We start from the raw sequence: 13,057 nt of genomic DNA, 5'->3' as shown, positions 1-13,057 counted from the left end.
TTCATAAAAATGGTACTAGGGAGGCGGGTTTAGGAGGTATATTGAGATTTACTGTTGGGTGGGGGCGGGTTTACGAGATTGTTCGTTACAGGCGAGTATTGTTGGTGAACCCGCCCCTACAAATTCCTGATTCACGATTCCCGATTCCCGATTCCCCATGCCCGATTCCCAATTAGTAATTATTAGGCAAAGATTGCCAAAAAGGCCGCTCTTCAGGCTTCCTCACAGTATTCGTCGCCGACTGCACGTTTCCTTTTAATTCTTGATAATACCTATCATCCAAAAAACTAACGCTAACGCCAGCAGGAAGCAGCAGTTGGCGCAATCTTTCCTGAGTGTAATCTACACCGTCAATCATTGGCCCGCGCGGATTTGAAACTAACAACTTGCCGTTAACTGGCACCGAATTGACCATATTCGGCCACCAAGCATAACCGCTGTAGCCAAACATCGCCGGAACTTGAATAATTTGGTCGTCTCCGAGTAAAAACTCTCTTTTCAACTTCTCTATAATCGGATTAAGTTTCTGATTTTGCAAATAGAGATTGTGTTGAATTAAAGCACGGTTTTTCAAGGCGGCGCTGACAGTTGTTTCAGTGCTCAAACCACGATTGATCGCCACATCGCCGTAACCTCTTCCCTCCAATTCTTCCAACAGCTTAACTCCGGCTTCGGGACTGGCGATCGCCATTACATATTGTCCGGGAGTTTGAGTGGGAATAAAATTGATAATTTCATCGACTTGGCGAGTCAAAAGCCAAGAAGTATCAATATCCACTGGCGGCCCTTGAATTCTCTGAGCTTGAATAAAATCAAGTACCTCTGGATTAAAACTAGCATTTCCCGAATTCCCGTAATAAACTCGACCCATTGGGTGTCCGGGAATCGGCGGTGTCACCTGCAAATTGCCGTATCCGTCAGACCACTGACTTACGGGGTCTAAAGAACGAGGATTGCCAATTTTTACTACTTTCAAATCCGGGTTTTGAGTTGATTTAACAGGCGGGTTTTTCTCGGGCTCGCTATTGCTTTTTAGGGCTACATTAAACTGGCGGATTTCCGATTTTTCGGGGAGTTGAACGTATCCGTTTTTCTGGGTATCTTGCATCCAAGTGCGATCGCCCTGGAGAATTTTTACTTTGGCGCCGGTGGGTTCTACTGCTTGTTTTAGTTGCGAGATAAATTCGCTGTTTACCGCGCCTCTGTCGCTGACCTGAACTTCGGTTACTGGTGCTGTATTGGGCGCTATCATCCAAGGACTAACGCCCATTTGGATTGTTGTGGAGGCGATTTCTTGACCGTTGTTTTGAGCAGTTGCTTTGAGATTTACAGTGCCGTTCCAGTTGCGATTTGCAAATTGTTTTGCTTCTACACCTAAAACAATATTCGTGCTGAAAACTAGAGGTTTAGCACCGGATATATCTACAGGTTGCCAGCCGTCGCCCGTCTTCTGAAAAACGCTGATGTGAGGGCTAGCAATGCTGTCAGCAGTGATAAATAACTGAGAGGTTTTGAAGCTTTCAGACATTGTTAAGTTAACTTGAGAAAGCATTGCTGCACGGCGGGGAACCATAACTTTGGTTTGTTTCCAAGTCGGTATCTTGCCGCGATCGTTATTGCGATCGTTAAATGAAATTAGCGCGCCCGTGGACAAAGACCATTGTTCTTTTCCCGCTTCGTCTTGCTGGTTAATTTGGCCATCTCTGTTAGTATCTCCCGCAAAGAAAAAGTTCGACGGGGACGCAGCAGGCGTAACTGGGGCGGGAGTTGGTGTTGCAGTTGATTCAGGAGTTGGTTGAGGAGTTGCTTGCTGATTTCTCTCTAACTCTTGTCTTTCAAGTTCTTGTCTGGCTAATTCTTGTCTGGCTAATTCTTGCCTTTCAAGTTCTTGTCTAGCTAACTCTTGTCTAGCTAATTCTTGCCTTTCAAGTTCTTTCCTGGCTAATTCTTGTCTGGCTAATTCTTGCCTTTCAAGTTCTTTCCTGGCTAACTCTTGCCTTTCTAATTCTTGCCTTTCAAGTTCTTTCCTGGCTAATTCTTGCCTTTCTAATTCTTGCCTTTCAAGTTCTTTCCTGGCTAATTCTTGCCTTTCAAGTTCTTTCCTGGCTAATTCTTGCTTTTCAAACTCTTGCCTTTCAAGTTCTTTACGAACCCGGTCTTTTTTCTCTTGCTCTTTTCTCTCTATTTCTCGACGAGCAAATTCTTTTTTCTCTTGCTCTTTGCGGACTCGCTCTCTTATCTCTTCTTCCTCGGCTCTAATTTTCTCAACAGAACGTGCGACTTGCATTTCATAGGTAGCGACACTGAGGTTTCCTTGATATTCGATGGTTTTGTCGATCGCGCGATCGGCCAAAAAAGAATCGTGAGGAATGAGTCGCAGGGTATTGATAGCCAACTGCCACAGCCGCTGGGACTCTTCCCAGGTAGCAGAAGAAGGATTAGAAGTGCGTCCAATTAAGACTGCTTGGGCGGCTAATTTAGCAGCATCGTCCCAATTATATTTGGCTCTTTCTTCTATTTGAATCTGACTTTGAACGTTTTGGAGTTGCTGCGTCAGAGTTTGGGATTGCTGGCGGTTGATTGCTGATTTCCAAAGTTCACCAGGAAACGGGGCGCTGTCGGAAGTTTTGGCAAGGTTATCTAATTGTACTTTCAGGCGATCGCGCAATTTGTAGAGTTCGGAAAGGGATTGCGGAGTTTCGCCGTCTGGCTGTCGCCCAGAGAGTGCGAGTTGGTAGTTTAGGGAAGGTTGAGCCACTGTTGTGGGGACTGCAACCCAAATAATACCGATGACGACACCGAAACCATTGACGATCGCGATCGCAATATATCGAACCCAGCGCATATAGTTTATCCTCAGACACGCCAATAATTTTACCTAATATTGGGAGCAATTGGGGATTTAATTATAGGGTTTTTGGGGCGGGAAGGGCGAGGGGCTTTTTTTCAGCTTTGGGGACGTATTACTCGAATCAATTTACCTGTGAGATTTTAGACTGTAGAAATAGCTTCATTAATCAGGGTAGCTTGTCTCTCTGTATTCAAATCTTCTTTGCAAATAATGATACCGTTATGGTCAGGTTGCAAACGGTGCAGGTGTCTAAAATCATCCCAATTGCGCGTCAAAACGGCTCGATTGTGGCTAATAGCAAAAGCTAACACATCTTCATCAGGAATCCCCAGTCCACCATTTCCTGCTTCCTGCACTGTCAAAACATCGTGACCAAAAGTTCGCAGTAATTCCACGATTACCAGTGGAAAATTTTCATCTGCATAAAGACGCACCATTTGTTAATCTTCCTCATTTCTAGCGATCGCAGCTTCAATTTCCTCTGGGTGTGCCTCAGCATAAGCCCAAGCATTCGCCAAATCTGCTGCACTCAAATGAGGAAAGTCTTGCAAAATCCGCACATCATTTGCACCCAGAATGCGATAATTTACCAGCGACCAAATAGGTATGCGAGTTTTGGCAATTCTCGCATCGCCGCCGCACACGCCCGGAGTTTTTTCTATTCCTTGCCAAGTATTGCTTAAACTTTGAGCTAATAGCTGTATTGCCTGAGTTTTTTCACCGGGAGTTAAGGCAAGGAGTTGTTTTTCTAATTCTTTCAGTGTCATTTTTTGCTCTCTCAATCATTTTCTCTAATTGCCTGTTCAATTTCCTCTGGGTAAGCATCGGCATAAGCCCAGGCATTTACCAAATCAGCAGCGGTTAAATCGGGAAATGATTGTATAATTATACCATCAGAAGCACCTAAACGTCGATCGCACACCAGTGACCAAACTGGTATGCGAGTATTGCCGATACAAGCATCGCCTCCGCACACACCAGGAGTTTTTTTAATGCCTAGAGAACCGTTGGTTAAAGTTTGAGTTAGGATGCTGATTAGTTTAGCTTTATCAGCGAGATTTAAGGTTAAGACTTGAGTTTCTAATTCTTGTATAGTCATAAGTGCGATCGCCGGAATATATTATCTACATTATATAGGACTTACACGTGGGGGCCAGAAACCGGGTTTTTTACGAAAAGACGCGTTGCTACCGACAGATTAGGTAAAAACCCGGTTTCTTTGTCGGAGTCAGTAAGTCCTGAATCTTACTCTATGGGAAAACCAGGAATCAGTAGATCGATTTCTACCATCAGTTGCATGGTTTCTTTGAGCGCAACCACCACCTTTTGATAGTGCAGTACATCATCAAAGGATAAAGTGCGTTTGGCTTTCTTACGGTCTTTGAGCCATTTGTCTAAAACCTGATAACCCCCAATTTTAAACTCCCAAACTTCGGGGGCGAGGCCTTCAAAATAGCGGGTTTTGTTGATATAAACTCGTTGTTCTGCGGGTTTATAGGTAACTTCGGTAACGGCATTGTCACCATCGCCACTCATTTTAGTAATCAGCTTATTAAGCTTTTTCGATTTCATCAGGTGCAGGTCTACCAATGCCTGACCTTTTGCACCCAAGTCTTTGAATAGCTGGTCGTTGCTGGTCAAAGGCACACGGGGAAAGTCGATTTTGAGAAACTCGGCGTAGCGTTGGCGATAGGTGGGGCTATGGAAGATGGCGTAGATGTAGTAAAAGATTGGTTCTGCGGTGGGAATGTAGCCAAGCTTTTTTTTAATGGCTGCAAGGAAGTTTGAAGAAAGATTAAGAAATTTTTCAACAAACAAATTACCTGGTTGATTAGCAGTATCAGGATAAATATAAAGTGGAAAAACAGAATTGATATCGTAAGCTGCACAACTTTTGTGTCCACAAATATTTGCTGTAGTGAACACATTCCACTCGTCTTGGGTTTTCCGTGTTGCTATAAGAGCTAAGTTCTCTCCTATCACAATATGTCTGTCGCATTACTTCAGATCGAGGCATACAAATGAAGCCTCGTGTTTGCCCTGTATAGTAGGTAGATCTAGTATCAAAGGGACGATAAACAATAGGTACTATATTAGAGCTTTGAAAACTATTTTTACGCAGATATTCCTGAGCAAGTGAAACTTTCCAATCTCTTGAATCATCACCAAGTTCATATTTTATTCGTGCTTCCTCTACTGGTAATGAGACAAAATCCTTAACAGTAGTCTCCACTTCTTGGGGTGACCATTTTATTGTAAGATTGTCTCTTGCCGTGACAATTCCAACTGAATTAACAGGCAATATTTCTGTAATTTTCCAGCCTTCATCATATTCTTCTAAAAGATTTCGGTTTGGGGGACCAAATAAATAAAATGAGGATTGAGGTTCAATAGCTTTCCCTTCAACATCATTAATCAATACTCCGGACAGTTTTTAAGCAGCCAAAGTACCATAAGACAAGACTGAAGGAAGGTTAGGGTGATTTAAAATCAAATCCGGGTCTAAATCTAACTTATCAATAAAGGTAGAAAGTAGATGCGCGATTTTATTCCAGACGTTTATAAGAGGCCATAGAAAACACAAAAAAGTTGGCAGATTAATGACAACTATAAAGTTCATGTTTGGCTAAGTTTAAGGCAATTAGACTGGCATTAAAGTGAAAATTAAGCCGTGGTAAATGGCGAGCTTGACAATCAGACAATCCCGTAAATTGCTTGGCATCACGCAAAATAAATTCTATCTGAAAACGAGCCTGATAATATTCAACAATTTGCTCAGGCGGTAAGTGAATATCAGTGCTAAATAATAAAGCATTTTTAATTTTTCCGTTGGCTTGAAACTCAGAGATACAAGCCAACCTAATTTGGCAATTTAAACAACAACTCCACACCACCAAGGTATATAATGAAACTCCGGGTTTTATTTCTTTAACAAAATTAAAACGACTCAAATCATTAGAGTCAAATTTACCATCATATTTTCGAGGAGCTCCCAGTTTCTTTTGTTCACCTGTATAGAGATAGCGTAGGTTAGCATCAACTCTTAACTTGCCAATAAAGTCTAAATTTAACTCCCGCACAGCCTCCCAGAATTTAGAGCGATAGTAATAGCCATCAGCCACCATTTGGACGTACAGAAGTGGGGAAAAAATAACGAGTATTCTTCAAATGTTGTGCATAGTCATCAACTCTTGTGATGTCAGGCTTTGAGCTTTGAGAGTCCGGGTTTTTGCGAGATTTTTTTGAGCGGTTATTCTTCGGGGTTTTGGGCAGTTTTTTCACGGGATTTATTTGAGGGCGTGACGGAGTTTGTTGTACGCTTAAGCTATAAGATAAACGAGTTTCAATTTCCACAATAGAAATTACAGAAATTTCCAACCCCTGTTCCGATTTCCCAGCTACACCATTATAAAAATAAGCCTTGCAGTCAGTTTTTTGGCCGCTTTTTCTTAAAAAAGAACAATCGATCGCGGCAATGACTGTGTGTTCAGGATTTAAGGCAGATTAGAGGAAATATTGATTAAATTGTGGAAAATTAAAGCTTTTGAGAAAGTGACGACGGTAGGTTTTTTCGCTCAAACCACTATAACGACTGAGATTGGTGAAGTTGACCTTGCCATAAACAAGCAAAATAGTTGAGAATAAAGTGATTAAAAACTTCTTTTGGGGTTGACTAATTCCGGGCATTTGTTGTAAGATGGATTCAATAATCTTCATGTATGCAATCTGAAGAGCTTGTGTGTTTTTATAGCTTAACCTAAAAGAGCGCCTGTTTTTCTGTTCATTTTGGGTTCAGATTGCACTCACTTTTTTCGCTTCTGTGATTTATTGCGTAAGCGTTGCTTGCCGAAGCCATCGCATCCCTCTTTAAAAACTGTCCGAAGTATTGATTTCATCAAGTTTTTGATAAACTAGAACAAGCAAAATCAAACTATAAAGTAAAAAGTTACAAATCGCAAGAGCGGCGCAATCCGCCACCTCGGATTTTTATCTAGAAAAAATTACCAATCACTGACAATGCACCTTCAAATTGAAACCTTCACTGTCCGCAAGCGGTTTGCCCTTACCATCAGCCGCGGTACAACAGCCCAAAGTACGAATTTATGGGTAAAATTAGCACACGAAGGCATCGAAGGTTGGGGAGAAGCATCGCCGTTTTCCACAGGTTCTCGGCCCCAAACTACCGAAATTCTGCTAGCCGCATTGCAGGAAGTTGCACCGCTGCTGGAAAAGTTTACTCCCTTCGATCGCCAAAAAATCGAACAAGTATTAACAGAGGTCAAGTTACCCTCAGCCGCCCGCGCTGGCATAGACATGGCAATGCACGACTGGCTGGGCAAAAAAGCAGGTTTGCCGCTGTGGAAAATGTGGGGATTAGATCGATCGCGCATCGTCCCCACCTCGGTCACAATCGGCATTAATTCGCCGAGGAGTGCCAGAGAAAGAGTGCGCGATTGGTTTGGTAAAGATGCGACAGATCCAGCAAGTATCAAATACCGCGCCGTTAAGGTTAAATTAGGAAATCCCGCAGGAATCGAAGCCGACAAAGCTATGTTAATAGCAGTGCTAGACGAAGCACCAGCTAACCTTAAAATCAGTGTAGATGCTAACGGCGGTTGGAGTTTAAAAGATGCAGCAGAGATGTGTTGCTGGCTGGAAAGATACAAGATAAATTATGTAGAACAGCCGCTTTCACCCGTCGCAGATATGGAGGTATTCTCAGAACTGTACCGTCAATCGCCCCTACCAATTTTTGCTGATGAAAGTTGCTTTAATAGTTCCGATATACCCAAGTTAGCGCACTGCGTCCACGGCATCAATATCAAAATGATGAAGTCAGGGGGATTGACGGAAGCAATGCGGATGATTCACACAGCAAAAGCCTGCAATTTGCAAGTAATGTTCGGCTGCTATTCAGATAGCGCGATCGCAAATACAGCAGCCGCACAACTTTCACCGCTAGCTGACTATTTGGATTTGGACAGTCACTTAAATTTATTAGACGATCCTTTCACCGGTGCGATCGTCGAAAATGGGTGTTTGCTGCCAAACGGGCGATCGGGATTGGGAGTGCGGCGAATTGAGATTGTAGAATAGAAGTCTCGTTAAACAGTTGACAGTTGACAGTGGGCAGTTGACAGTTGACAGTTGACAGTTGACAGATAAAAATAAATCTGGAGATAGTATGATACCAGTAGAATCAATTGGACAGGGAATTGATAGAGAAGCCAAGCTTTTCTTTGAAGAACACAAGCCGCCGACTGATTTAATTTTTGATGATGGTGCAGAAATGGAAAGCAACCGCCACCGTATAGCAATGACCGTTTTAATCCGTTCCGTAGAACAAGGTTTAGCTAACCGGAACGATTTTTTTGTCGGTGGGAATATGTTTATTTATTACAGCGCTAAACAGATTCGGAATCAGGATTTCCGAGGCCCGGATTTTTTCGCTGTGTTGGGTGTTGACAGCAATACTTCCCGACAAGGCTGGGTAGTTTGGGAAGAAAACGGACGTTACCCGGATGTGATTGTGGAACTGCTGTCGCCGTCAACGGCAAATCAGGACATAGGCAAAAAAAAGGATATTTACGAGCAGGTTTTTAGAACTCCTGATTACTTTGTTTTCGATCCTTTCGAGCCGAATTCTTTGCAAGGATGGCGTTTAGATGCCAACCTGCGCTATCAGCCGTTAGTGCCCAACGAACAGGGTTGGTTGTGGTGCGAAACGTTAGGTTTTTGGTTGGGCACTTGGGAAGGAATTGTCGATCGAGAAACAGCGACTTGGGTGCGTTTTTTCGATGAATCTGGCAATTTAGTTTTGTTGCCAGAGGAAGCCGCTCAACAACAAGCGGAAACCGCTCAACAGCAAGCCGAAGCTGCTCAACAGCAAGCCGAAGCTGCTCAACAGCAAGCGGAACAGGAACGCCAGCGAGCCTCGCGACTAGAGGCCAGATTGCGAGAATTGGGAGAAGATCCGAATGATCTTACCCTGAACCAATAATCCCAAATCACAGCTAACACCCAATCGATTTTAGATTTTAGATTTTAGATTGAAGCTAAAATCTAAAATCCCTATCAAAAGTAAATCAATGACTAAAAACTATCCGATCAAAAATGGCAAAGTTGCAATCCTGCTGCACGAGGGAATTATTGGCACTTCCGGCAAAACTGGTTTAGCATTTTTGCGCTACAGCGAAGCACAAATTGTAGCAGTAATAGACCGCAAATGTGCCGGAAAATCTTTACCTGAATTAACGGGAATTTCTCAACAAGTACCGATAGTTGCGTCCGTTGCAGAAGCACTGGAATTTGCGCCGGATATTCTGCTAATTGGTATCGCTACTTCCGGCGGTGTTTTGCCTGCGGAATGGCTGCCAGAAATTAATCAAGCGGTAGCAGCAGGTTTGTCAGTTGTCAACGGTTTGCACGCGAAACTTGCACCTTTGATAACAGTTCCGTTAACCGAAAATCAATGGATTTGGGACGTGCGTCAGGAACCGAAATCTGTGGGTGCGATCGCCTCTGCCGCCGCTGCTAAATTAAGCTGTCGCCGCGTATTAACTGTCGGCACAGATATGAGCGTTGGCAAAATGTCAACCAGTCTGGAACTCAATCGCACTTGCTTGCGGCGGGGTTTGCGTTCCAAATTTTTAGCAACGGGACAAACTGGTTTAATGATTGGAAATGAAGGCCTTCCTTTGGATGCAGTGCGAGTTGATTTCGCCGCTGGTGCTGTCGAACAAATGGCGATCAAATTGGGTTCGGAATGCGATATTCTGCACGTAGAAGGGCAAGGTTCGCTATTACATCCCGGTTCGACGGCGACTCTGCCGCTGTTGCGGGGTTCGCAGCCAACTCACTTAATTTTAGCGCACCGAGCCGGACAAACTAGCATTCGCAATCACCCGCACGTATCGATTCCCAGGTTATCAAAAGTGGTTGAATTGTACGAAATGGTAGCCGCTGCTGCGGGTGCTTTTTCAGGGGCGAAAGTGAGCGCGATCGCCCTCAACACTCATCACTTAAATGAAGCAGAAGCGCTGTTAGCAATAGCTGAAGTTCAAGCAGAAACGGGATTGCCTTGTACCGATCCGGTAAGGTTTGGCGCGGAGGTTTTGTGGGAGGCGATCGACAGTTGATATGCTACAATCAACACCAACCAGCAAATAGCTACATAAAACTATGACACAAAGCATTCAAGCAAAAACACTGACCCTGCACGATGTCAAAACAAAATTTAACTTCCAACTTTGTGAAGACGAGCAGTTCTTCCGGGAGTGGATTGACGATTTACCAGAAATTACTGATGAAGAAAAGGGATATCTAGACAAAGTAAAGGCTGGCTATACTAACAGTGCCGACCACTCCATGATAGAAGATACCGTGAAAATGGTGGTACTAGCTCCATTGCTCTTTTTAGCAGATTTATACCTGAATCCCTTTCATATAGAAGCAGAAAAATCGGTGGAACTTGTCACCGTGGATGAAGGTATACTTGTCAGAGGAAGTATTGATGTTCTGGTTTTAATTGAATCTTTTTGGGTTGTTGCGATCGAAGCGAAGCGAGCACAATATTCCGTTGAAGCTGGACTTCCTCAGTTACTATTTTATATGCTGAATGACCCCAGTCCAAAACAAGTAACATTTGGGCTTTTGACAAATGGTAGCAGCTTTCGATTTATCAAAGTGACCAAACGAGACATACCGCAGTATGCCGTTTCTAAACTTTTCGATATTGGGAGTCCAGGAAACGAACTTTACGAAGTCTTTCGCATTTTGAAGCGACTAGCTGCTATAATTTCCAGTGACAGGAGTTATACTTAAATACACCATAAGCTAATCCGCATTTAAATTGCATAGTAAAATAAATTTTTCCTCTTGTGGGGTGGGCATCCGGCCCGCCCTCACCATACAAATTAAATGCACAACAGCTTATGGAACTCGACTCTGAAAATAAAAATAAATTTACTAAAGCTCATTTTATGGAATCATAATGAATGAAAGTTTTTTTTCGTTGCCGTCTGGATGCGCCATTCGCCCAGCCTCAGCTCAAGATACGAGGTCAATTAGAATCTTAGTGTGGAGCGCCAGACTCGATCCAACTCAGTTGCGCTGGGAGCAATTCTGGGTGATCGAATGCGAGGGAAAATTGGCAGCTTGCGGACAGTTGCGGAACTTTGCGGGCGCGCAAGAATTGGGCAGTTTGGTGGTGGCGAAAGATTGGCGCGATCGAGGTTTGGGAAGCTACCTCACAAAATATTTAATTCAACAAGCTACAGAACCGCTATATTTAGAATGTTTGGGAAAGCGACTCGCATCATTTTATACTCGCTTTGGCTTCGTAGAAGTTTCCGTACAAGAATTGCCGCAGTCGCTTAAATTCAAGTTTGGTTTGTCTCAATTAGCTAAAACTTTATTCAAAATTCCTGTAACAATTATGCAGTATCAAGCAGGCTGTCTATAATTATGACTTTTATGAATTTAAAATTCTGAATTTATGAATGGATTTTAAGTTCGACCTGTTCAATAATTGGATAACAGGGTGCGATCGAGCTGCATCGCTCAAAAACTCCTACCGCCTCCTGATATCTGCGTCAGTCTCGATCGCCTATTGTCTAGGCCTAAATAGGTAGGTACAAATCAATATCGCATGGGGAGGGCGGGTGAGTACCCAAGTTTACTTGCTTATATCATAGATCCGCTTACGGGCCCCTAATGGCGCACAGGGTGTCAGAAACCGGGTTTTTAGGGGTTTGGTGCGTAAGTTACGGACTAGATATTTATGGATATTCCTGATTGGGCGATCGAGACTGCGTAAGTTCATAATTCACCGTTTGCGGTAGTCCAGTTAGCTAAATTGGCACAGCCCGCCGCCTGATATTTAGGCCAAAACCATTGAAAAATCGTTGATTGCAGGTTGCTCAGTGTCATGTGCCAGTACCAGACTCGGAAAGTGGACTGGCGATCGCCCCAAAGATATTGGACTCCTGGCAAATTAGTAAGTGTAAAGCAAGTGAGTCACAACCCAATCAAAAAATTCAACCCAAAAATTCAACCCAAAAATAAAACATTTTCACAGCAGCAGTAATGCGGAATCAGTCAATCTCTAATGTAGCTAACAACATCTACCCTTAAGGTAAATCCCACCAACTGCTCAACCACTAAATCCTTAATTCAATACCTCGGAATTACTGGATTTAGACTCCCCGCAACCGCTTCGCAAATCCCCTCAACATTTCAAAAATTCTTTGCCTTTTATCCTGATAAAACCACGGAAGGCAAGAACAATGAAATATCAAGGCAATCAATCAATCTTAACCGAGGAAATGCAGCCTCTCAAATAGCATAAACCGACAATTACACATCCCCATATATTTTAACACAACAGGAGTAAATATCATGTTCAACGTAGTAAAAGCTTTCGGCTCGATTTTCTCTACCCAAGGATACAGCACAGCTAACAATATGCTTATCAAAAATTACGTCAACACCAATTTTAACTACTTCAACGAAGAAGCTGTCGTCGATGAATCGATTTACCCGAATCAAACAGGTCGCGTCCGCTTCCAAGGTAGCTGGTGGCCCGCACGGTGCGATCGCCAAATCACCCTCACACCGGGAGACACGGTTTATGTCATCGGCGTTGACAACATCACTCTCTTAGTTTCCCTTGCTCCCGCAGAATAAATCAGAGATTGAACAACCAGGAAATGCAACCTTTCAAATAGCATCAATAGGCGATTAAACTTCCATATATTTTAACACAAAAGGAGTCAACAAAATGTTTAACGTAGTAAAAGCTTTCGGTTCTATTTTTTCTCTTCACACCTACAGCCCAGAAAAGAATATCTTAATGGATAACTACATCAACACCAATTTTAACTACTTCAACGAAGAAGCAGTCGTCGATGAATCGATTTACCCGAATCAAACAGGTCGCGTCCGCTTCCAAGGTAGCTGGTGGCCCGCACGGTGCGATCGCCAAATCACCCTCACACCCGGAGACACGGTTTATGTCATCGGCGTTGACAACATCACTCTGTTAGTTTCCCTGGCTCCTGCAGACTAAACTAGAAAGTAATCTCAACTTTTTCACTGTCAGAACCCCGACTTATTCAAGAAGTCGGGGTTCTGACTATTCTGTTTTTTAGTGGCAATTTGGCGATCGCTTCCATTCAACACCTGACGCAAGACAGCAATATCTGC

General features: G+C 43.3%; 15 protein-coding genes. 7 read left to right on the top strand and 8 right to left on the bottom strand.

Annotated elements, in window-relative coordinates; translation table 11 throughout:
* Nucleotides 1-172: 172 nt before the first annotated feature.
* From QUB16_RS15335 to QUB16_RS15300, 8 genes are all read right to left on the bottom strand, one after another.
* A complete protein-coding gene (locus QUB16_RS15335) occupies nt 173-2,845 on the bottom strand; it encodes a protein-arginine deiminase family protein (protein ID WP_333317293.1) in 2,673 nt (890 codons plus the stop codon).
* A 146-nt stretch (nt 2,846-2,991) separates the two neighbouring features.
* Entirely contained in the window at nt 2,992-3,288 is a 297-nt protein-coding gene (locus tag QUB16_RS15330; RefSeq protein WP_333317291.1) for a DUF5615 family PIN-like protein, read from the bottom strand.
* Nucleotides 3,289-3,291: 3 nt separating this feature from the next.
* Nucleotides 3,292-3,618 carry a DUF433 domain-containing protein gene (locus QUB16_RS15325; protein WP_333317290.1) on the bottom strand — a complete coding sequence of 109 codons (327 nt, stop codon included), beginning with the start codon at nt 3,616-3,618 and terminating at the stop codon, nt 3,292-3,294.
* Nucleotides 3,619-3,629: 11 nt separating this feature from the next.
* Nucleotides 3,630-3,950 (bottom strand): DUF433 domain-containing protein, encoded by a 321-nt coding sequence (locus QUB16_RS15320; protein WP_333317288.1) that lies wholly within the window; start codon nt 3,948-3,950, stop codon nt 3,630-3,632.
* Between the two features lie 146 nt (nt 3,951-4,096).
* Nucleotides 4,097-4,777, bottom strand: coding sequence for a type ISP restriction/modification enzyme (locus QUB16_RS15315; RefSeq protein ID WP_333317286.1), 681 nt, complete (start codon nt 4,775-4,777; stop codon nt 4,097-4,099).
* Nucleotides 4,692-5,270 carry a type ISP restriction/modification enzyme gene (locus tag QUB16_RS15310; protein WP_333317284.1) on the bottom strand — a complete coding sequence of 193 codons (579 nt, stop codon included), beginning with the start codon at nt 5,268-5,270 and terminating at the stop codon, nt 4,692-4,694. The genes QUB16_RS15315 and QUB16_RS15310 overlap by 86 nt, the downstream gene beginning before the upstream one ends.
* A 178-nt stretch (nt 5,271-5,448) precedes the next feature.
* Complete coding sequence (locus tag QUB16_RS15305) at nt 5,449-5,976, bottom strand: transposase (RefSeq protein WP_333317282.1); 528 nt, start codon at nt 5,974-5,976, stop codon at nt 5,449-5,451.
* Nucleotides 5,966-6,205, bottom strand: a complete 240-nt coding sequence (locus QUB16_RS15300) for a hypothetical protein (protein ID WP_333317280.1) — start codon at nt 6,203-6,205, stop codon at nt 5,966-5,968. The genes QUB16_RS15305 and QUB16_RS15300 overlap by 11 nt, the downstream gene beginning before the upstream one ends.
* Nucleotides 6,206-6,868: 663 nt before the next feature.
* On the opposite strand from QUB16_RS15300, the gene QUB16_RS15295 reads away from it, so the two are divergent.
* From QUB16_RS15295 to QUB16_RS15265, 7 genes are all read left to right on the top strand, one after another.
* Nucleotides 6,869-7,948 (top strand): dipeptide epimerase, encoded by a 1,080-nt coding sequence (locus QUB16_RS15295; RefSeq protein ID WP_333317278.1) that lies wholly within the window; start codon nt 6,869-6,871, stop codon nt 7,946-7,948.
* An 88-nt stretch (nt 7,949-8,036) separates the two neighbouring features.
* Nucleotides 8,037-8,852, top strand: coding sequence for a Uma2 family endonuclease (locus tag QUB16_RS15290; RefSeq protein ID WP_333317276.1), 816 nt, complete (start codon nt 8,037-8,039; stop codon nt 8,850-8,852).
* 88 nt (nt 8,853-8,940) lie between these two features.
* Complete coding sequence (locus QUB16_RS15285) at nt 8,941-9,990, top strand: DUF1611 domain-containing protein (protein WP_333317274.1); 1,050 nt, start codon at nt 8,941-8,943, stop codon at nt 9,988-9,990.
* A gap of 43 nt (nt 9,991-10,033) precedes the next feature.
* The gene (locus tag QUB16_RS15280) at nt 10,034-10,675 is read left to right on the top strand and encodes a type I restriction endonuclease (protein ID WP_333317272.1); all 642 of its coding nucleotides are present in this window, start codon (nt 10,034-10,036) and stop codon (nt 10,673-10,675) included.
* Nucleotides 10,676-10,844: 169 nt separating this feature from the next.
* Complete coding sequence (locus QUB16_RS15275; protein ID WP_333317270.1) at nt 10,845-11,315, top strand: GNAT family N-acetyltransferase; 471 nt, start codon at nt 10,845-10,847, stop codon at nt 11,313-11,315.
* Nucleotides 11,316-12,250: 935 nt separating this feature from the next.
* Nucleotides 12,251-12,538 carry an NfeD family protein gene (locus QUB16_RS15270; protein WP_333317268.1) on the top strand — a complete coding sequence of 96 codons (288 nt, stop codon included), beginning with the start codon at nt 12,251-12,253 and terminating at the stop codon, nt 12,536-12,538.
* A gap of 94 nt (nt 12,539-12,632) precedes the next feature.
* Nucleotides 12,633-12,920 carry an NfeD family protein gene (locus tag QUB16_RS15265; protein ID WP_333204206.1) on the top strand — a complete coding sequence of 96 codons (288 nt, stop codon included), beginning with the start codon at nt 12,633-12,635 and terminating at the stop codon, nt 12,918-12,920.
* Nucleotides 12,921-13,057 lie beyond the last annotated feature (137 nt).

It is taken from the genome of Microcoleus sp. D3_18a_C4, from assembly GCF_036702415.1.
Lineage (GTDB): Bacteria > Cyanobacteriota > Cyanobacteriia > Cyanobacteriales > Microcoleaceae > Microcoleus.
The sequence above is the reverse complement of the archived record's forward strand: the minus strand, read 5'-3'. Positions and strand labels throughout refer to the sequence as shown.

Bases quoted from the DNA above. Each gene is read 5' to 3' on its own strand.
- QUB16_RS15270 (WP_333317268.1), top strand. From the start codon at position 12,251: ATGTTCAACGTAGTAAAAGCTTTCGGCTCGATTTTCTCTACCCAAGGA.
- QUB16_RS15325 (WP_333317290.1), bottom strand. From the start codon at position 3,618: ATGACACTGAAAGAATTAGAAAAACAACTCCTTGCCTTAACTCCCGGT.
- QUB16_RS15285 (WP_333317274.1), top strand. From the start codon at position 8,941: ATGACTAAAAACTATCCGATCAAAAATGGCAAAGTTGCAATCCTGCTG.
- QUB16_RS15320 (WP_333317288.1), bottom strand. From the start codon at position 3,950: ATGACTATACAAGAATTAGAAACTCAAGTCTTAACCTTAAATCTCGCT.
- QUB16_RS15265 (WP_333204206.1), top strand. From the start codon at position 12,633: ATGTTTAACGTAGTAAAAGCTTTCGGTTCTATTTTTTCTCTTCACACC.
- QUB16_RS15330 (WP_333317291.1), bottom strand. From the start codon at position 3,288: ATGGTGCGTCTTTATGCAGATGAAAATTTTCCACTGGTAATCGTGGAA.
- QUB16_RS15305 (WP_333317282.1), bottom strand. From the start codon at position 5,976: ATGGTGGCTGATGGCTATTACTATCGCTCTAAATTCTGGGAGGCTGTG.
- QUB16_RS15275 (WP_333317270.1), top strand. From the start codon at position 10,845: ATGAATGAAAGTTTTTTTTCGTTGCCGTCTGGATGCGCCATTCGCCCA.
- QUB16_RS15295 (WP_333317278.1), top strand. From the start codon at position 6,869: ATGCACCTTCAAATTGAAACCTTCACTGTCCGCAAGCGGTTTGCCCTT.
- QUB16_RS15280 (WP_333317272.1), top strand. From the start codon at position 10,034: ATGACACAAAGCATTCAAGCAAAAACACTGACCCTGCACGATGTCAAA.
- QUB16_RS15335 (WP_333317293.1), bottom strand. From the start codon at position 2,845: ATGCGCTGGGTTCGATATATTGCGATCGCGATCGTCAATGGTTTCGGT.
- QUB16_RS15290 (WP_333317276.1), top strand. From the start codon at position 8,037: ATGATACCAGTAGAATCAATTGGACAGGGAATTGATAGAGAAGCCAAG.